The sequence below is a fragment of the Bradyrhizobium sp. IC3195 genome, assembly GCF_020193585.1.
GTDB classification, from domain to species: Bacteria; Pseudomonadota; Alphaproteobacteria; order Rhizobiales; family Xanthobacteraceae; genus Bradyrhizobium; species Bradyrhizobium yuanmingense.
Map to the genome: position 1 here is coordinate 25,869 of NZ_JADYVG010000005.1, position 18,068 is coordinate 43,936.

General features: G+C 65.8%; 21 protein-coding genes. 16 read left to right on the forward strand and 5 right to left on the reverse strand.

The window, feature by feature from the left end; all coding sequences use genetic code 11:
• Positions 1-33: 33 nt before the first annotated feature.
• From I6F09_RS12795 to I6F09_RS12810, 4 genes are all read left to right on the forward strand, one after another.
• Entirely contained in the window at positions 34-1,899 is a 1,866-nt protein-coding gene (locus I6F09_RS12795) for an ATP-binding protein (RefSeq protein ID WP_225188205.1), read from the forward strand.
• The gene (locus I6F09_RS12800; RefSeq protein WP_036005910.1) at positions 1,892-2,596 is read left to right on the forward strand and encodes a peptidoglycan-binding domain-containing protein; all 705 of its coding nucleotides are present in this window, start codon (positions 1,892-1,894) and stop codon (positions 2,594-2,596) included. Before I6F09_RS12795 ends, I6F09_RS12800 begins: the two co-directional genes overlap by 8 nt.
• A 147-nt stretch (positions 2,597-2,743) precedes the next feature.
• Entirely contained in the window at positions 2,744-2,956 is a 213-nt protein-coding gene (locus tag I6F09_RS12805; protein WP_024339804.1) for a hypothetical protein, read from the forward strand.
• 46 nt (positions 2,957-3,002) lie between these two features.
• Complete coding sequence (locus tag I6F09_RS12810; RefSeq protein ID WP_225144051.1) at positions 3,003-3,347, forward strand: DUF1491 family protein; 345 nt, start codon at positions 3,003-3,005, stop codon at positions 3,345-3,347.
• An 84-nt stretch (positions 3,348-3,431) separates the two neighbouring features.
• Here I6F09_RS12810 and I6F09_RS12815 read toward each other — a convergent pair whose 3' ends face one another.
• Positions 3,432-4,406: a DUF2336 domain-containing protein gene (locus I6F09_RS12815; RefSeq protein WP_225188206.1), complete on the reverse strand. Its 975-nt coding sequence runs from the start codon at positions 4,404-4,406 to the stop codon at positions 3,432-3,434.
• Positions 4,407-4,661: 255 nt separating this feature from the next.
• Here I6F09_RS12815 and I6F09_RS12820 point away from each other — a divergent pair, with 255 nt between their 5' ends.
• The 6 genes from I6F09_RS12820 to I6F09_RS12845 all read left to right on the forward strand — a co-directional run bounded on the left by I6F09_RS12820 (position 4,662) and on the right by I6F09_RS12845 (position 10,708).
• Positions 4,662-4,850 (forward strand): hypothetical protein, encoded by a 189-nt coding sequence (locus I6F09_RS12820; RefSeq protein ID WP_036005903.1) that lies wholly within the window; start codon positions 4,662-4,664, stop codon positions 4,848-4,850.
• Between the two features lie 16 nt (positions 4,851-4,866).
• A complete protein-coding gene (locus I6F09_RS12825) occupies positions 4,867-5,628 on the forward strand; it encodes a hypothetical protein (RefSeq protein WP_036023191.1) in 762 nt (253 codons plus the stop codon).
• A gap of 273 nt (positions 5,629-5,901) precedes the next feature.
• On the forward strand, positions 5,902-9,255 hold the full coding sequence (locus tag I6F09_RS12830; RefSeq protein ID WP_225188207.1) for a CHAT domain-containing protein: 3,354 nt from the start codon (positions 5,902-5,904) through the stop codon (positions 9,253-9,255).
• A 24-nt stretch (positions 9,256-9,279) separates the two neighbouring features.
• Positions 9,280-9,723: a hypothetical protein gene (locus tag I6F09_RS12835; protein WP_057027189.1), complete on the forward strand. Its 444-nt coding sequence runs from the start codon at positions 9,280-9,282 to the stop codon at positions 9,721-9,723.
• A gap of 8 nt (positions 9,724-9,731) precedes the next feature.
• On the forward strand, positions 9,732-9,941 hold the full coding sequence (locus I6F09_RS12840) for a hypothetical protein (RefSeq protein ID WP_036005954.1): 210 nt from the start codon (positions 9,732-9,734) through the stop codon (positions 9,939-9,941).
• A 2-nt stretch (positions 9,942-9,943) separates the two neighbouring features.
• Positions 9,944-10,708 (forward strand): hypothetical protein, encoded by a 765-nt coding sequence (locus I6F09_RS12845; protein ID WP_036005895.1) that lies wholly within the window; start codon positions 9,944-9,946, stop codon positions 10,706-10,708.
• Between the two features lie 35 nt (positions 10,709-10,743).
• On the opposite strand, the gene arsC is transcribed toward I6F09_RS12845, so the two are convergent.
• From arsC to I6F09_RS12865, 4 genes are read right to left on the reverse strand one after another with little or no spacing between them, the layout of a single operon-like run.
• A complete protein-coding gene (gene arsC, locus I6F09_RS12850) occupies positions 10,744-11,145 on the reverse strand; it encodes an arsenate reductase (glutaredoxin) (RefSeq protein ID WP_225188208.1) in 402 nt (133 codons plus the stop codon).
• Positions 11,142-11,843 carry an MIP/aquaporin family protein gene (locus I6F09_RS12855; RefSeq protein WP_036005890.1) on the reverse strand — a complete coding sequence of 234 codons (702 nt, stop codon included), beginning with the start codon at positions 11,841-11,843 and terminating at the stop codon, positions 11,142-11,144. The genes arsC and I6F09_RS12855 overlap by 4 nt, the downstream gene beginning before the upstream one ends.
• Positions 11,843-12,370 carry an arsenate reductase ArsC gene (locus I6F09_RS12860; RefSeq protein WP_225127215.1) on the reverse strand — a complete coding sequence of 176 codons (528 nt, stop codon included), beginning with the start codon at positions 12,368-12,370 and terminating at the stop codon, positions 11,843-11,845. The genes I6F09_RS12855 and I6F09_RS12860 overlap by 1 nt, the downstream gene beginning before the upstream one ends.
• Positions 12,363-12,725, reverse strand: coding sequence for a metalloregulator ArsR/SmtB family transcription factor (locus I6F09_RS12865; protein WP_225127214.1), 363 nt, complete (start codon positions 12,723-12,725; stop codon positions 12,363-12,365). Before I6F09_RS12865 ends, I6F09_RS12860 begins: the two co-directional genes overlap by 8 nt.
• A gap of 130 nt (positions 12,726-12,855) precedes the next feature.
• Here I6F09_RS12865 and I6F09_RS12870 point away from each other — a divergent pair, with 130 nt between their 5' ends.
• The 6 genes from I6F09_RS12870 to I6F09_RS12895 all read left to right on the forward strand — a co-directional run bounded on the left by I6F09_RS12870 (position 12,856) and on the right by I6F09_RS12895 (position 17,990).
• Entirely contained in the window at positions 12,856-13,173 is a 318-nt protein-coding gene (locus I6F09_RS12870) for a metalloregulator ArsR/SmtB family transcription factor (RefSeq protein ID WP_036005951.1), read from the forward strand.
• A 48-nt stretch (positions 13,174-13,221) separates the two neighbouring features.
• Complete coding sequence (locus tag I6F09_RS12875) at positions 13,222-14,583, forward strand: NAD(P)-binding domain-containing protein (protein ID WP_225188209.1); 1,362 nt, start codon at positions 13,222-13,224, stop codon at positions 14,581-14,583.
• Positions 14,568-15,755: an MFS transporter gene (locus I6F09_RS12880; RefSeq protein ID WP_225188210.1), complete on the forward strand. Its 1,188-nt coding sequence runs from the start codon at positions 14,568-14,570 to the stop codon at positions 15,753-15,755. The genes I6F09_RS12875 and I6F09_RS12880 overlap by 16 nt, the downstream gene beginning before the upstream one ends.
• Positions 15,756-15,815: 60 nt before the next feature.
• A complete protein-coding gene (locus tag I6F09_RS12885) occupies positions 15,816-17,000 on the forward strand; it encodes an MFS transporter (protein WP_225188330.1) in 1,185 nt (394 codons plus the stop codon).
• Positions 17,001-17,141: 141 nt separating this feature from the next.
• Complete coding sequence (locus I6F09_RS12890; protein ID WP_036005883.1) at positions 17,142-17,504, forward strand: hypothetical protein; 363 nt, start codon at positions 17,142-17,144, stop codon at positions 17,502-17,504.
• A gap of 93 nt (positions 17,505-17,597) precedes the next feature.
• Positions 17,598-17,990 carry a FixH family protein gene (locus I6F09_RS12895; RefSeq protein ID WP_225188211.1) on the forward strand — a complete coding sequence of 131 codons (393 nt, stop codon included), beginning with the start codon at positions 17,598-17,600 and terminating at the stop codon, positions 17,988-17,990.
• The last annotated feature ends 78 nt before the right edge of the window (positions 17,991-18,068 follow it).

Below are 18,068 nucleotides of genomic sequence, written 5' to 3' on the forward strand. Positions count from 1 at the left end.
TCCAAGAGACGATTGAGCCGAAGCGCGAGACCCGTGACAGTTTTGAGTATCATCCGCGATTGTCTCGATGCACTGCTGCATCCCTCCGCGCGCTACGATGCGCTGATGCGCGCGCGCCATCGCGCCTTCATGGCACCGCGGCTGCTCGGCAGCCTTGCCGCCTTCGCTGCATTTCCGGTCTATCTCGCCATGCGCGGCGCGCCGAGCGCGATCGAGGTCGCGGCCTTTGCCTGGCTGATCGCGCCGATCATGTTGTCCTGGTTCCTGTCGCGCACCGGCCGTTACGAGGGCGCACACGTGCTGTCGTCGCTGGCGCTCGCCGGCCTGATCATGGCTGTCGCGATCACGACAGGCGGCATCGAATCCTTCGCCGCGGTCTGGCTGATCGTGGTTCCGCTCGAAGCTGCGCTGTCGGCCTCGCGCCGCGTCGCGGCGTTTGCCTCGCTGCTTGCGCTGTCCTGCGCCGGAATGCTGATTCTGGTCAGCCAGCTCGGCTGGCTGCCGGTGGTTGAGCCGAGTGCCGCCGAGCGCGGCGTGCTGATGGCTTTCGGGGTCACGTCTGCCACTCTTTATGCCGCCGGCCTCGCCTTCGGCGCGGAATCGCTCGCGCGCACCAGCGTCGCGCTGTTGTCGCGCGAGGAGGAGCGTTACCACCTGCTGGCGCGCAACATGAGCGATGTCATCTCGCGGCATCAGCGCAACGGTGCGGTGCAATTCATCTCGCCGGCGGTGGAGGCCATGCTCGGAGCGCAGGTGGCGCAACTGCTCGGCCACGGCCTGTTCGACCGTGTCCATGTCGCCGATCGGCCGGCCTATCTCACGGCACTGTCCGACGCGGCGCGCGGCGAGGTGCGCAGCGTCGAGTTCAGGCTGCGGCGCGAGCCCGCCGCCGAGCGCGGCCAGGTCGATTTCATCTGGGTCGAGATGCGCTGCCGTCCGCTCGATCAGGACAGCGCGCGTGACGTCACGCGCGAAGCCGAAGTCGTCGCGGTGATGCGCGACGTCACCGACCGCAAGCTTTTCGAGCAGGCGCTGGACCAGGCGCGCAGCGCCGCCGAGGCGGCCGATGCCGCCAAGACGCGCTTCCTCGCCACCATGAGCCACGAGCTGCGCACGCCGCTCAACGCCATCATCGGCTTCTCCGAGATGATCGCGCAGGAGCAGGCCTTGATGCTGGGTGCTGCGCAGCGCAAGGAATACGCCCAGCTGATCAACGATTCCGGCCAGCACCTGCTGTCGGTCGTCAACGGCATCCTGGACATGTCGAAGATGGAATCGGGCAATTTCGAGATCGCGTCCGAGCCGTTCGCGCCGCGCGCTTCGCTATTGCATTGCTGCAATCTGCTGGCGCTGAAGGCGCGGGAGAACGGCATCGACCTGATCACCGACGCGCCGCAGGACCTGCCCGTCATGACCGGCGATCCCAGGGCCTTCAAGCAGATCGTGCTCAACCTCGTCGCCAACGCCATCAAGTTCACAGAGCGCGGCGGTCAGGTCTGCGTATCGGCCGCCGTGTCCGGTTCGCAGCTGACGCTGCGCATCAGCGACACCGGCGTCGGCATCGCGCCCGACGATCTCAAGCGCATCGGCGCGCCGTTCTTCCAGGCCGGCACGACCTATCAGCGCCGTCACGAGGGCACCGGCCTTGGACTTTCGATCGTGAAGAGTCTCGTGGCGTTGCATCTCGGCGAATTGACGGTACAAAGCAGGTTGGGCGAGGGCACGGCGGTCACCATCAAGCTGCCGCTCGTCTACACGCCGCCGCAAGCCAAGCCGGCCGAGCGCAAGATTGCGACGCTGACGCCTGTGCTGCGCCAGGATCTTCAAGACCAGGATCTTCAAGACCACGCTCACGACCAGTCTCAGGACCAACCCGCTCTGGTGAAGAAAAGTGCCTAAGAAGTCTGCCAAGGACGAAGCCGCTCCGCGCCGCCGTGGTGCCAAAGCTGCGGTTGTCGACGTCGAGACCGAGCGCAACCTCGTGATGCGCGTGCTGCTGCACAGCCCCAAGGACACGCTGGCCGGCCTCGTCGCCGTCGCCGCGATCGCCGCGATCGTTGCCAATGCGCTGTTCCTCCAGACCGGCCGGCATCCCGCGCCGATGTTCGGCACGGTGATCAATCTTCCCGCGCCGTCGTCCGTGCCGCTGTCGAATCCCATGCCGCGTCCGCGCCCCGTCGGCGCCGATACCTCGCCGCTCGAGCCGCGCGCGACCGAGTTCCGTGTCGAGCCTAAGCCTGCCGAGCCCAAGCCCGCCGAGCGTGCTGCCGAAAAGCCGGTCGAGGCGACCGCCTCGACCCGCTCGAACGATCCGATGACCAATCTGGTCAAGGCGACCACCTCGACGCCGCCCGCGGCCCTGCGTCCGCCGGCGCCGATCCCGGCGCAAAGCCCGGCCGCACGCCGCATTGCCGGCGTGCAGCGCGCGCTGTCCGAATACGGCTACGGCAATCTGAAGATCACGGGCACCATGAGCGGCGAGACCCAGGCCGCGATCCAGAAGTTCGAGCGCGAGCACAAGATGCAGGTCACCGGCCAGGTCTCGGACCGGCTGCTGCGCGAGCTCGCCGCTGCGATCGGCCGCCCGGTCGAATAGCCGCACGTCGAGTGTCGTTGACGCAGGTCAATTGCCGGCGCCGGCACGATGGACCGGATCCGATACGATTGCGATTTGAGTGGGATCAATGACGGCCGGCGGCCGCAGGAACAAGATGGCTCATCTCATCAAGGAAGAGAGGTCGTCATGTTCAAGGTCTCGATTCTCGTCTGGATCATGCTCGGCACGACGCTGGCGGGCATCAGCCTCATCGTGGTGCTGATGGTCCCGAGTTTTGCCGCCGACGCCATCAGGAACATCCCCTATGCCGTGGCGGTAGGATTTGCACTCGCTATGCCGCTGTCATACTTCATCGCAACGCAGATTCGCGGTGGTCAGGACGGCACGCGCAAGGCGTGAGACGTAAAGCTGGCGTGAGGCCTCGCACTGGCCTATCGTCGAATTCATGCGTTTGAAATCCAATATTTGGGTGGCGGCTTACTTGCGCCGGTGCCAGACCGAGGGCGTGTTCGGCGCCGTGCGGCGTCGCGGTGCCGAGGAGGCGGGCGCGGTGTTCGTGAAGGTGTCGCTGCTCGACGGCCATGCGATGCTGTATGCGCCGGCGCCGCAGACCGTCTATGACGATGGCCGGCCGGTCGATCGCTTCTTCGTCCCTGTCGCGCCGCAGCCTCTGCCGGATCACACGATCGAGGAGCGGCTGATCAAGGAAATCCGCTTCGATCCGGATGCGTGGATCGTCGAGACCGAGGATCGCGCGGGCCGGCATTTTCTGGAATTGGCCAAGGCGTAGCCTCAACCGTCATTGCTCGCAATGACGGGGTTGGAGTTCGTTGCGTGCCTCACCGCTGCCGCTCGCTGAGGCGGCGTAAGCAAATCAGCGATCCGACGGATTAGTCCCCGTCCGCACCGCCGGGCTCGAGCCGGGCTGCACGCCCGGCCGCGTCTGGCTCGCGCCGGCGCGTGCGCGCTGGCGCTCCCCGTCATGCAGCGAGGACTGATACTTCGCGCGGGTGACCGCGAGCGTCGAGCCGCGCCAGGCCGCCAGCATCACCAGCGCCGATCGCTCGGCGAGACGGTCATAGAGCCGCGACAGGCGGTACACGGCGTTCACGGACGTTCCGATCTCCGGCTTGAAGAACAAGAGAATGCGCTGGAACACCGGGCTCGGCATGTCGAGCGCGCGTGCGGCAACGGCAAGCGCCTCGCCGCCGGCATCGTCGACGATCTGGGCTGCGACGCGCGAGGGCAGGATCAGGCTGTCGCCGAGCTCGAAGGTGAAGCTTTCGATATCGCCCGCGATCGCCGCCATCTCCAGGATCTGGATCGCGCGCTTGGCGCGCGCGGTCGGAATACGGGGGGCGGCTTTCAGCGGGGTCTGCGCCAGATTGTGCAGGATCAGCGCGCGCTCGGAGGCGCCGGCGCGGAAGAACATGTCGTGGATCTCGGCCGCCTCTTTCGGCTGCATCGCCAAGTTGGCGGCCATGCGTTGCTCGGCCTCGGTCGGCACGCGCGCCGGAGCAGACGCGCGCGGCGGGGCGGGGATCTCCCGGGCCAGTGGAACCCTGCGGCCTTCCTGGGTGGCGACCAGGCCGAGCTTCTGCAGGATCGGGACGGGCGTCTGCGGATAGACCGCGAGGCGGGCCTTGACGGCCGCGCGCGTCGCATCGTCGACCTGGTCGATCAGCCGCGTGGCGAGCTCGACGAATTGCCGCTGCTCGTCGTCGCTGTGGGTGCTCGTCTGGACATAGAGGTCGGTCAGCACGCGCAGCAGCGTCGGACGGACATCGACACCTTCGCGACGGGACAGGGTCATCAGCCCGTCGAATCCGGGAAACAGCGACTTGGTCATGGAGGCGTACGCAACTCGGGAAAGATACTTGGGGGCGAGCCTAGCGCAGCTTCGTTTAAAGCCTCGTTAAGGAAAACGAGGCGTGAAGCCGGCCCTGCAATTTGAGGCGTTGTCGTGCCGCAACGGGACGGCGCGGCGCGGTCCGTGCGGTTACGGTTGAAGCGGCCTGTTTACACCCCGTTAACCATGAGCTGATCTTAATGAATGCATGTTGCTGGGGCGCGTTCGGTCGCGCGGCAATTGAAGAGAGCTGACATGGGGACCATCATCGAATTTCCGGCCGGTCGCCGGGTGGGCTCGTCCGGGGATGTCGCTCCGCGCGCGGACATGGGAACGGTTCTGATCCTTCCCGTGATTCGAATCGAGCGCGAGGCGGACGAAACCAGCGGCGATCGCGGGCCGGAGCAGGGCACAGCGCCGGGGCGCCGTCGTCGCCGCCGCTGACATCCGGCTTCATGCAATGCCGGACGTCATCCGCCAGATCCGGCCTGTCCTATCGGCCGTCCTGCTCACGCTGCTGGGCGCCTTGCTCGCGGCGTGTAGCGGCGGCGACTTCGGCCGCACCCGCGAGAGCATGCGCAGCGACGACATGCATCGCTGGCTCGGTGCGGAGGTCACCTCCAGCGTCGGCCTGAGACCATCGCAATTCCAGCTCACCGACGAAGAGCGCCAGCTCCGCGATCTCGCCTATCCCATGATCGAGCCGCCGCTGTCGCGCCCCGCATGGAAGAGCGTGTTCGGCGACTACAAGGCGCTGCCCTCGCCGTGGCGTCAGAAGGTCGTGTTCGACCGCACCATGTACGGGCGCACGCTGATCGACGAGCCGCACCGCTCGCATTCCTCGCGCTATGCGCAGCTGATCGAGGACGTGCGCAACGACATCACCCGATTCGAGCCGTTCTTCGCATCCGCGATCCGCGTCATCGATCTCGACAGGAAGCGCGATGCCAGCATGGCGCGCGTCTCCGCGCTGTCGCCTAGGGAGAGGGACGACGCGGTCGCGCGCATGCAGGAGAACTCGCTGATCATCCAGTGGGTGCAGCAATGCCTGGAGCAGCGAATCTCGTCCTACCGCTGGGCGCTGGAGCGCCTGGTGATCCAGGCCCCCGACGGCATGGCCGCCGATGCCGACCGCCTGATCGGCGAGCTCGCCGCCCAGACCGCCAATCCGCCGGTTCAGGGGCAACCGCCCTATGGTCGCGCGGTGGTCTCGAAGGGCTAAGCACGCGTCCTCAGCCCTTTGAGCGCGGCCGCCCCGCGGCCGATCGGCCCGATTCCCCGGGCCGCCTGACCGGTTCCACAGGAGTGCGCCGCCTGTCGCCGCCCACCAGTTGAGGTCCTCCGGGAACCGCATTGATTGCCCTTGTCCTTCCGCGCAGGCCGGATAGGATCACCACGTTTCTTTCGAATTCATTTTGTCCAAAGGTCCTTCGAGATGAGCTTAGACGCCGCGCGTCTGCGCAAGTGCCGTCGGGACATTTCCTCGCGCCGCCTGTTGGCAGTTGCCATTCTGCTCGGATCGACCGGCTCCGCAGTCGCGCTGACCAAGGATGCGGCGCTCGATAATTGCCGGATGAGGGTCGGCAAGCCGATCGTGCAGGCCTGCATGCGCGCCGGCGGCGGACCTGCCGGAGGCGCAAATCTCGAAGCCTGCCGGGCAAAAGCAACGCCGCAGGTCAGGGCCTGTGTCATGGCGGCGCTCAATGCCGCCAATGGCCGCGCCAATGTCGCCGTCGAGCTTCCCAAGGAAACGGCGCCCAAGCTCGATGCAGGCACGGCACTGCCGAAGGATTTCGTCGCCCCGCCGCGCAGCATCTCCGACATCACGGCGATCCTCGACGGCGACAAGCCCAACGAGAAGATGATCGCGGAATTGAAGTCGGAGGCCGACGCCGTGCCCACGGGCAAGGAGTCCCGCCAGGACCTCGCGCAGCTCTATTTCGATCGCGCCAATGCACGCGCGCAGCTCGGCCGGCTCGCCGAAGCGATGGCTGACGCCGACAAGGCCGTGGAGGTCGGGCGCGGCGCAGTCGGCCCGAATTTGCTGGGGCGCATGTTGCAGCTCCAATCCCTGCAACACTCGCTCGCGGGCGATCCGAAGCGCGCGCTCGAGATCATGCAGAGACTTTTGCGCGAATCGGCCAGCATGCCGGGCGCCAAGGGATTTCAGTTCGTGACAAACCGCGGGATCGCGGTCGTTCTCATCCAGATGGGCGACCTCGCACAGGCCGAAGCCTATCTCCGCCGCACCCAGACCGCGATCCAGGAGGCCCGCACCAGCGGCCATCCCAATTGGCGTGCGGCCTATGCGAAGTTCGGCCAGAGCTGGGAAGGCGAGCTGGAGCTCACTCGCGCCGCGATCTTCGAGGCGCGCGGACAGTTCGCAGACGCCGAGGCCGCCTATCGCACCGCCGAGCTGCGCAAGCGCGCAAGCACGAAGGCCATCATGGCGTCGGACAGTGCGCCGGCCGAGACCCTTCTGCTGCAGGCGATCGATGGCACCGTGTTGAGCCAGGCGCGCATGAAGGCGAAGCAGGGCAAGCTGGCCGAGGCCGAGGTGGATGCGCGCCGCGCGCTGCTGTCGCGCCTGAAGGATACCGGCAAGTACAATCCGGTCACGCCGCGCTTCGTCATGGGGCTGGCGGGCATTTTGGTCGACCAGGGCCGCTACGAAGAGGCCGAGAAGCTCGGCCGTGTCGCCCTCGACATCAACAAGACGGTGGGTGTGCCCGAGGATTCGCAGGCGACGGTGCAGCTGCTGTCGCAGCTTGCGGGCATCCTGACGCTTCGCCGCCAGAACGCCGAAGCGGGCGAAATGTTTGCGAGGATAGAAAAGGCCGTCGCCGGCTGGGACCCGCAGCGCCGCCAGGTGTTCGAGCTCAATCCCTCTCGCATCCTGTCCCTCTATGATTCCGGACAGCTGGACGCCGGCATTGCCGCCGCGGAGCAGCTCGTGAAGAGGCAGATCGCACGGGTGGGGGAGAATCATTTCGACGCCGCCTCGGCACGCGGCACGCTGGCGGTCGGATTGATGCGCGCCCGCCGCGATGCCGATGCAATCCGCGAGTTTAGGGCCGCCATTCCGGTGATGATGGCGAGCGCCAACGATAACGCCGACGACGAGAACACGACGGTGGTGGCCGCGCGCAGCCAACGGCTGCAGACCATCGTCGAGAGCTATCTGCTGCTGCTCGGCAGGGAAGGAGGCGGCACCAATGTCGGCGAAGAGACGTTCAGCCTGGCCGATGCCGTCCGCGGCCGCTCGGTGCAGCAGGCGCTGGCTGCCTCGAGTGCGCGTGCGGCGGCAAAGGATCCCGCGCTCGCCGAGCTCGTGCGGAAAGAGCAGGATCTGAGCAAGCAGGTCAACGCCCAGCTCGGTACGCTTAACAACGTGCTCGCGCTTCCCGCAGCGGAACGTGACGAGAAAGGCGTGCAGCAGATACAGGCCTCGATCGCAGCGTTGCGCGGCCAGCGCGACAAGGCGCGCCAGGAGATCAAGCAGAAATTCCCGATCTATGCCGATCTCGTCTCGCCCAGGCCGCCGAGCGTCGCCGAGATCCGCGCGACGCTGACCGACGGCGAGGCCATGCTGTCGTTCTATTTCGGCCAGAACGGCAGCTTCGTCTGGGCCGTGCCGAAGTCGGGGCCGGTGGCATTCGCCGCCGTCCAGGCCAGGATCGGCGACATCGAGAGCAAGATCCGCAAGCTGCGCGAGGCGCTCGAGCCGCAGGCGGCGATGATCTCGGACATTCCGCCCTTCGATCTCAAGCTCGGCCATGAGTTGTACGAGCTGCTGCTCAAGCCGGTCGAGAGCGGCTGGAAGCCGGCCAAGAACCTGATCGTTGTCACCAACGGTGCGCTGGGCCTGCTGCCGCTCGCCTTGTTGCCGACGGCACCGGCGGAGGTGGCCGTCGACGAAGACCCGCTCTTCGTCGGTTATCGCAACGTGCCGTGGCTGGCGCGAACCCATGCCGTGTCGACGGTGCCGTCGGCGGCGGCTCTGCGCACGCTGCGGCAGTTGCCGCCCGGCAAGCCCGGCCGCGGCGACCTCGTCGCGTTCGGCGATCCCTATTTCAACAGCGATCAGCACGCCGAGGCGGAAGGCACGGGTGAGAAGATTCAGCTGGCCGATGCCGGCGGCAACATCACGCGCGGCGGGCCGCTGAAGCGGCGCAACAGTCCCAAGCTCGACGGCGTCGATAGCGCCGAACTCGGTCTGTTGCCCCGTTTGCCCGACACCGCGGACGAGTTGAAGTCGATCGCGCTGGCCTTGCAGGCGGATCCCTCGAAGGTGCTGTTCCTCGGCAAGAGCGCGACCGAGAGCGCGGTGAAGACGATGAATCTCTCCGGCTTCAGGATCCTGGCCTTTGCGACCCACGGTCTAGTCCCGGGCGAACTCAACGGGCTGACGCAGCCGGCGCTCGCTCTGTCGTCGCCGGTGGTGACGGGCGAGGGCGGCGACGGACTGCTGACGATGGAAGAGATTCTCGGTCTCAAGCTCGATGCGGACTGGGTCGTCCTGTCGGCCTGCAATACCGGCGCCGGCGCAGGCGCAGGGGCCGAGGCGGCCTCCGGGCTGGGCCGCGCGTTCTTCTACGCCGGCACGCGCGCCCTGCTGGTGACGAACTGGTCGGTGCACTCCCAGTCGGCGCGGCAATTGGTGACGGACCTGTTCAAGCGACAGGCCGACGATCCCAAGCTGTCGCGCAGCGAAGCGCTGCGCCAGGCGACGATGGCTCTTGTCGATGGTCCCGGCTATCTCAACAGCGAGGGCAAGACCGAGTTTGCCTATGCGCATCCGCTGTTCTGGGCGCCTTACACGATCATCGGCGATGGCGGCTTGCGTTGACGAATGGGAAAGGGGGCAAGGAAAATGAAGCGGAATGCTCTACTGGCTCTGGTGGTTGCAGGTCTGTTGGCCGCGGGATCCTCGCGCGCCGCGCCATTGATCACGGAAGAGGAGGCCAAGCTGCCGCCTCCCAAGGGCGCGGTCGCCGTCGATCAGCGCGGCATCATGCGCGGCCCGAAGATCGAGTTCGTCTCGCCGGGCGCTCCCGCGAATTCTCCTCTGCGGCTGGTGTTGAAATTCCAGTCCTATGGCGGGGCCAAGATCGATCCGGAATCGGTCAAGGTGATCTTCCTCCGAACGCCGAACGTCGACCTGACGCCTCGGGTCAGGCCCTTCGTGCAGCCAGATGGCATCAACATGCAGGATGCGGAGTTGCCGCCGGGCGAGTACACGATGCGTGTCGACATCAAGGACAGCGATGGCCGGCCGGGCACGACCGTCTTCACCCTGAAGGTTGCGCCCAAGTGAGCTCGCAGGTGAACTCGCAAGTGGCGTGCCTCTACTGCCGGTCGGAAAATGCCGAGGGTGCGCTGGTCTGCGCCTCGTGCGGGCGCGACATCGCCGTTCCCGCCACGTTGCTTGCCGAGCGCGACGATCTCTTGCGCAAGCGCGAGGATCTGCGCGATGAACTGAAGCGGGCCAGAGGCGAGATCGAAGCCATTATGAGGCGAGGGAAGTCGCGCTAGCGATGGAATGTCCGTTCTGCGCCGAGACGATCAAGGACGAAGCCATCGCGTGCAAGCATTGTTCGCGCGACTTGCGCGTCGTGCGACCGACGCTCCTCGAGATCGACGAGATCGTTGCCGAGCTGGACAAGCTCAGGCGGGATCTCGATCGTGTCAACGTCCGTCTCGAGCGCTACAACAATCCGCTGCGCTATTACGGAACGCATGCGGTGCTCTATGTGGTCATTCCAGCCCTGCTGCTGGTGATCGCGCACGTGCTCGTGACCATCACCTTCAACGTGTCCCCGATCCCGCTCCGGATTGCATCGATCGCCATACCGCTGCTGTTCGGCTTCGTGGCTTATCCGTTGCACCGGGTATCCGCCCTGACGGCGTTCGTGCTGGCGTTCCTGGCAGCGGCCGTCAGCGTCCTGTCAATGCTGACGGTTACGGGGATCCATGACCATGTTCCGATCCTTCCGACGATCTGGATCGAATGGCGTGAAGTGTTCGAATATGGCGCGAGCATCCTGCTCGCCTTCGTCTCCGGCAACATTCTCAGCGTCGTGATCTTCCAGATCCTGCCGCGTGTGCTGACGCAGGGAGGCAAGCCGAACGCTTTCGCATTCAGGGTGGCGCGGCTGCTCGGGCAGCACGTCGGCGAGGAACAGCTGCGCCGTCGTGCCCGCTTGATTCAGGATCTCATGCAGACCGTCGGGCCGCTCGCGGGCGTTGCTGCGACCGGTATCGGCTCGATCTATGCGGGGTTGAAGGGCTTGCTGGGCTAGCTCGACTGCATCTGTCTCACGGCGCGCCTTCAGGCCTAGCGCGCTTCCACCACCTCGCCGTCCTCTTTCACGAACCGGCCAACCGGATTGTCCAGGAGATCGACCACGGCTTCCGACGGCCGGCACAAGCGCGTGCCCTTTGGCGTCACCACGATCGGCCGGTTGATGAGGATAGGGTGGGCGATCATGACATCGAGGAGCTGCTCATCGCTCCATTTGGGGTCGTCCAGGCCGAGCTCCTTGTAAGGCGTTCCCTTCTCGCGCAGCAGCGCGCGGCCCGGAATGCCCATGCTCGCGATCAGTTCCTTGAGCTTGTCCCGCGAGGGTGGAGTCTTCAGATATTCGATGACATCAGGCTCAACGCCGCTCTGCCGGATCATCGCCAGCGTGTTGCGCGAGGTGCCACAGGCGGGATTGTGATAGATCGTGACGGTCATCGAACTGTCTCCGTGATTGCGACCGAGGCGGACGCGCGTGAGCGGCCGAGCAACCAGTTCATCAGCAGCATGCCCGCGAAGGCGCCGCAGAGTTCCGCGAGGATGAATCCGGGCAGGTCAGCGGGGCGAATGCCGGCGAACGTGTTCGTCAGCGACCTTGCGATGGCCACCGCAGGGTTGGCAAACGACGTGGAAGCCGTGAACCAATAGGCGGCCGTGATGTAAAGGCCGACCAGCCAGGGGATGGCCGTCCGCTGAAACCGGATGCCGGCCAGGATCGTCGCGACCAGCCCGAACGCAGCGACCGCTTCGGCGAACCATTGCGGCCCTCCGGTTCGGACCTTGGTCGAGAGGTCGAGCAGCGGCAGGCCGAACATCAGATGCGCCGCCAGCGTTCCCGCGATGCCGCCAGCGATCTGCGCGATTACGTAAAGCGCGGCCTCGTTGACCGGCAGCTCGCGCTTGCCGGTGAAGACGAGCGTCACTGCGGGATTGAAGTGGGCGCCGGAGATCGGACCGAGCACCGTGATCAGGACAACCAGGATGGCCCCGGTCGGCAAGGTGTTGCAGAGCAGCGCAAGGGCGACGTCCTTGGTCAGCGTTTCCGCCATGATGCCGGAGCCGACCACGGTGGCGACGAGAATACCCGTGCCGAGCGCTTCAGCCGCGAGGCGCCGCGGGAGATCGAAACTGTCCATCAGCCGGCCTTCGGCGCCAAATCGGTTGCACCTTCGGAGCGGCCGATTTCGCGCAGCTTGATGCCGAGCGAAAGCTTGTCGATGCTCCTCAGCGGGAGGTTCACGAATGTAGCGATGCGGTTTCTCAGATAGCGAAACGCGGTGACGAATGCCGCCTGTTTCTCCAGTTCTGAACCCTCTGCCGCGGCAGGATCCTCGATGCCCCAATGTGCCGTCATCGGCTGGCCCGGCCAGATCGGACAGGACTCGCCCGCTGCGTTGTCGCAGACGGTGAAGACGAAATCCATCACCGGTGCATCCGGAGCGGCAAACTCCAGCCAGCTTTTCGAGCGCATTCCGTCGGTGGGATAGCCCGTCTGTTCCAGCGTGCGCAACGCCAGCGGATGAACTGCGCCTTTCGGGGCGCTGCCGGCGGAGAAGGACTGAAAGCGGCCGCCGCCGTCCTTGCGCAGGATCGACTCAGCCAAGATCGATCGCGCCGAGTTGCCGGTGCATAGGAACAAGACGTTAAACCTGTGATCAGACACGGCTTCGCTCCTTTCGTTTTGGCGAGCAGCACGATTGCAAGGTCTCGACGACGGGCTCGCAAACCTCCGGCCGTCCGCCGCAGCAATCGCGCAGCAGGAAGAGCGCGACGTCGCGGAATTCGCCGAGATTGGCGCGGTAGACGATCGAGCGACTGTGCCGCTCGGAGGACACGAGGCGGGCGCGGCTCAGAATCGACAGATGCGCCGACAGCGTGTTTTGCGGGACTTCCAACAGGCGGGCGAGATCGCCGGCCGCAAGACCGTCAGGCTCGTGCCTGACCAGCGTCCGGAACGCCTCCAGACGGGTCGGTTGAGACAGCGCGGCGAGCGCCAGGACGGCTTGCTCTGTTTCCATATATCCAGATTTATGGAATTATAGGGGGCAAGTCAATCTGGAAACCTCCGGTCCATGGAGTGAGCGGTAATTTCCAATATTCTAGAAATATGGTTTGACGATTGATGCGCACGGGCGCATCATGTCGCGCATGAAGATCGACGACGCAGCAGCACGCCTGGAAGCCTTGGGGAATCGGACCCGCCTGCAGATTTATCGCGCGCTGGTCCGGGCCGGGCACGCGGGCATGCCGGTCGGCCGCTTGCAGGACAAGCTGAAGATCCCGGCCTCGACGTTGTCGCACCACATCAAGACGCTGGTCTCGGTCGGATTGGTCAGTCAGATCAGGGAATCGACCACCCTGATCTGCCGCGCCAATTTCGACGCCATGCGCGGGCTGGTCGATTTCCTGGCCGCGGAGTGCTGTGCGGAAGAAGCGGGATGCAAGGCTGCGCAGACCGCAGCCTGACTCATTTGATCAGTTATTCCATAATTCTAGAAGGATGGAGAGTTCGGAATGGACAAGACTGTAGCCATCATCGGGGCGGGGCCGGTCGGCCTCGCGGCCGCCGCTCATGTGCTCGAACGCGGCATGTCCCCTGTCGTGCTCGAAGCCGGACCCGAGGCCGGGCATGCGGTGCGGCAATGGCAGCACGTCCAGCTCTTCTCGCCGTGGGAATACAACGTCGACAAGGCCGCGGCGCGCCTGCTTGCGCCGACGGGATGGAATTCGCCGGATCCAAGCTCCTATCCGACCGGCGGCGAACTGATCGAGCGCTATCTTGCGCCGCTGGCAACGCGAACGCCGCTGCGCGAGACGATCCGGACCTCGAGCCGCGTCACGGCGATCAGCCGCGCCGGCTTCGACAAGGCGAAGACGAAGGGGCGGGACCAGGCGCCGTTCGAAATCCGTTACCAGAACGGCAAAGGCGACGAAGTGCTGCGCGCCGATGCCGTCATCGACGTCTCCGGCACGTGGTTCTCGCCCAATCCCGCCGGCAGCAACGGTCTGCCGGCGCTCGGCGAACGCGAATGCGCCGGTCGCATCGCCTATGGCATGCCGGCGGTGCGCGGCTCCGCTCGCAGCAGATACGCCGGCAAGTCCGTAGCCGTGCTCGGTGCCGGCCATTCCGCGCTAGGCACGCTGATCGATCTCGCGCGGCTCGCCGAGGAGGCGCCCGGCACCAGGCCCGTTTGGCTGCTGCGCGGCGACGATCCGGCAAAGGCCTTTGGCGGCGGCCGCAACGACAAGCTTGCCGCGCGCGGCGAGCTGGGCGCAGCCTTCGCCGCGCTCGTGACTGCCGGAAAGATCGCGGTCGAGACCGGCTTCGCTGTCACTCGCATTTCGGAGCTCGAGGGCCGCCTCAGGATTTCGACAGGCGCCGGCGCGGCTGCGCGGAGTGTCGTTGCCGATGAGCTGGTGGTGTCGACCGGCTTCCGGCCCGATCTCTCGTTTCTGTCCGAGCTGCGGCTGCGGCTCGATCCGGCGATCGAGGCGCCCCTCGCGCTCGCGCCGCTCATCGACCCCAACGAGCATAGCTGCGGAACGGTGCGGCCTCACGGCGCGCGCGAGCTGGCGCATGATGAGCCGGGCTTTTATCTCGCCGGCATGAAATCCTACGGACGTGCGCCGACCTTCCTGATGATGACGGGATACGAGCAGGTCCGATCGATCGCCGCCGACATCGCCGGCGACAAGAAGGCCGCGGCACGGGTCGAGCTCGTGCTGCCGGAGACCGGCGTCTGCACCCGCGGCAGCGTGGCGTCCGCCGCCGCGGCGGGATGCTGCGGCGGTCCGGCCAAGGCCGAACCTTCGGCCTGCTGTGCCGCCGATGAATCCGTCAAGAAGGCGGGCGGTGCGGGGTGCGGCTGCTCATGAGTCGAGGCACTGCAGGCCCGCTCACCGTCGTCATCGCCCTCGGCACCGCGCAGACCATCGCGTGGGCGTCGAGCTACTATCTTCCTGCCATCCTGGCCGCGCCGATCGCGGGCGATCTCGGTCTTGCGCCGACTTACGTGTTCGGCGCGTTGTCGGGAGCGCTCGTCATCTCCGGCCTGCTTGGTCCGAGGGTTGGGCATGCCATCGATACGTTCGGTGGGCGCAGCATGCTTGCCGTCTCGAACCTCGTTTTCGCGGGTGGCTTGCTGCTGCTGTCCGTGGCCTATGGCGTAGCGGTGCTGATCGCAGCCTGGATCCTGCTCGGCATCGGCATGGGCATGGGCCTCTATGAAGCCGCGTTCGCGACGCTTGCGCGCATTTACGGCGCCAATGCGCGACGAACGATCACCGGCATCACCCTGATCGCCGGTTTCGCCAGCACGCTCGGCTGGCCGCTCACGACTTGGCTCGCCACGGAGTACGGCTGGCGCGCGGCCTGCCAGCTTTGGGCGGTGATCCACATCAGCCTTGCCTTGCCGCTCAACCTTGCGCTGCCCGGTGCCGCTCCGTTGCATCAGGAGGCTGGACCGAGCACGGGCGCAAGCCAGCAATCCGGCGGTCAGAGCGAAACCTTCGCAATGATATTGCTGGCGTACATGTTTGCGGCCGCGAGTTTCGTCAGCTCTGGAGTCTCGGCCATCCTGCCCACCATGCTGGTTGCGTTCGGTGCCACGCCAGCACAGGCGTTGCTGGCGGGAGCACTGGTCGGACCGGCGCAGGTCGGCGCCCGCCTTCTGGAAGCAGGATGGCTTGGCCGGTTTCATCCGCTGCTGTCGGCGCGGCTCGCCATGCTCATGAATCCGATCGGGGTGCTTGCGCTGGTCGCGGGCGGTCCTTTGCTCGCACCGCTCTTCACGGTGCTGTATGGCGCGGGCAACGGCATCATCACCATTGCCCGTGGTACGCTGCCGTTGGCGCTGTTTGGGCCGGTCGGGTTCGGTAGACGGGTCGGGATGATTTCGCTGCCTTCCAGGGCAACGGGCGCCTTCGCGCCGCTTGCGCTGGGACTGATGGTGGAGCATCTCGGCAGCAGCGCGCTCTGGATCGGCGCGCTGGCCTCGGTCTCTGCATTCTTCGCGCTTCTGCTGCTCCGTGGGGATCACACGACATGAGTCGCTGTCCGATGGGAGGGGAACATTCGTAGCTTGCGCGGCTGGCCGCTGATTGCGGTGATGTGTATCGGCCAGCTCGGCAATCTGCTGCCGCACGTGACGTTGTCCGCGAATTTGGCCCAGCATCTGATGCCGGTGTGGGGATTGTCCGCCGCCGAAGGCGGGACGATGGCGAGCGGCTACGCGTTTGGCTACATGCTGGCGGTGCCCGTGCTGACGACACTGACCGATCGCATCGACGCACGGCTCGTGCTCCTCGGCGGCTCTGTCGTCAGCGGACTTGCGACCGTCGCGTTTGGCATCTTCGCGCAAGGCTTCTGGTCGGGGACCATCATCTGGTCGCTCGCCGGCCTTGGTTTTGCCGGTGCCTACATGCCGGGGCTCAAGGCACTGACGGACCGGCTGCCCGCCGGCGACACCTCGCGGGCGGTCACGCTCTACACGTCGAGCTTCTCGGTGGGCGTCGGCCTGTCGTTCCTGATCGCCCAAGTCCTCGCCGACGGCTGGGGATGGCGGACCGCGTTCTACGTGACCGGCATCGGTCCCATCGCGATGGTGGTCACGTGTCTCTTGATCGAGAGCCGCAGTCCCGCTCCAAGATCAGGACGCCTTTTGAACTTTGCGCCCGTCTTCGCCAACCGGGAGGCGCTCGGTTACATCTTCGGCTACGGCGCGCACTGCTTCGAGCTCTACGGCATTCGCACCTGGCTGGTCGGGTTCTGGACCTACGTCGTCGCGCATCAGGGTGCGCCCTCATGGCTGAGCCCGGTCCTGATGAGCTTCTGCTTTGCAGTGATCTCCATGCCGGCCAGCATCCTCGGCAACGAGGCCGCACTGAAATTCGGGCGACATCGGGCGATCACGGTGGTGATGATCGCCTCGGCTTGCGTTGCCCTCATCATCGGCTTGAATGCGACGGCTCCGGCATGGGTGCTGGCGCTGCTGCTGATGATCTATGGCCTGACAGTGCCAGCGGATTCCGGTGCATTGACAGCCGGGATGTCGGCCGCGGCTGTCTCGGAGCATCGCGGGGCGACTCTCGCCCTGCATTCGACCGTCGGGTTCGGCCTATCGGCGATCGGAGCCTGGGGAACCGGGGTTGCCCTCGATGCCGCTGGCGGCCCCCAGAGTGCAGAGGGCTGGTTGCTGGTCATCGTGCTCGCGGCCGGGATCGCGCTCGGCCCGCTCGCCTTGCTATGGTCGCGGACGGCTCGGTCCGACGAGCTGGTATCGAAGTCGCAATAGGCGAGGCAGGATGCGGGCGATCGGCCTAACAGGCCTCGGAGCCTTGGTCACGAATGCTTGACTTTGATCAAAGAATGCTTTCGGCCGCAGACTATGCTACTGAGGCTGCGTTGCGGTTCCAAAAGGTTAAAAGCACGTTTCATGCGGATCGTTCGGACCATCCTGGCATTCGCCATCGCCATCTCCCTGGCGATGCTGCCGGCTGGCGCGTCCGCTTCCGGCGTCGCGATGTCGTCGGGTGACATGAAGGCGGCCATGCAGGTCGGCGGCGACGACGATATGTCGGTGCACGATTGTTGTCCCGACATGAAGGGAACGGGCTCCGACACCGGCTACCAATGCGGGATGGGCTTCTGCTGTGTCGGCGGCACCGTCGCACTGGCAGACATTCGTCCCCTGGCGTTCGAATTCCTTGCCGTCGCGGCAGCGGAAACCGCTATTCCTGCCGATCAGGTCGTCGACTCGCGCGGCGGCAGTCCTCCCTTCCGGCCTCCTCGAATCTGATCTCTCAAGACGCGCGCGGGCACGCCCCGCGCGGCGATGACTGATGTGCGCATTCATGCGTCGCGGTCGAGATCAATTCATGAGGACAGGACAATGCTTTCCAAGTTCAGCACCGCGGCTGTTGCCGCCACCCTTTCGCTCGCCGCTTCAGTCGCCTTGGCGGGTGCCGGCGATTACGCTTTCGAGCCGGTCAATCCCGAGATGAAGAAGGGCGACGACGTCACGCTCGCCGTTCGCCTGACCAACAAGCAGACCGGCAAGCCGGTGCTTGATGCCGTCATCTTCAAGACGCGCGTCGACATGGCTCCGGACGGCATGGCCGAGATGGAATCGGCGGTCGCGCCACTGCCCTCCAAGGAGCCGGGCGTCTACGCCTTCAGGACGGACCTGCCGATGGCCGGCCGCTATCAGGTCACGCTCTCGGCGAAGGTGCAGGGCGAGCCTGAGACGGTCACCGGCAAGGTCATCGTCAAGGCGACCAAGTGAGCTTTCTGGCGCCGTCGGACGGCGCCCGAACTTCTCTTTCCCATTCACATGGACGCGCGCTCCGAGCGCGCGAAACAA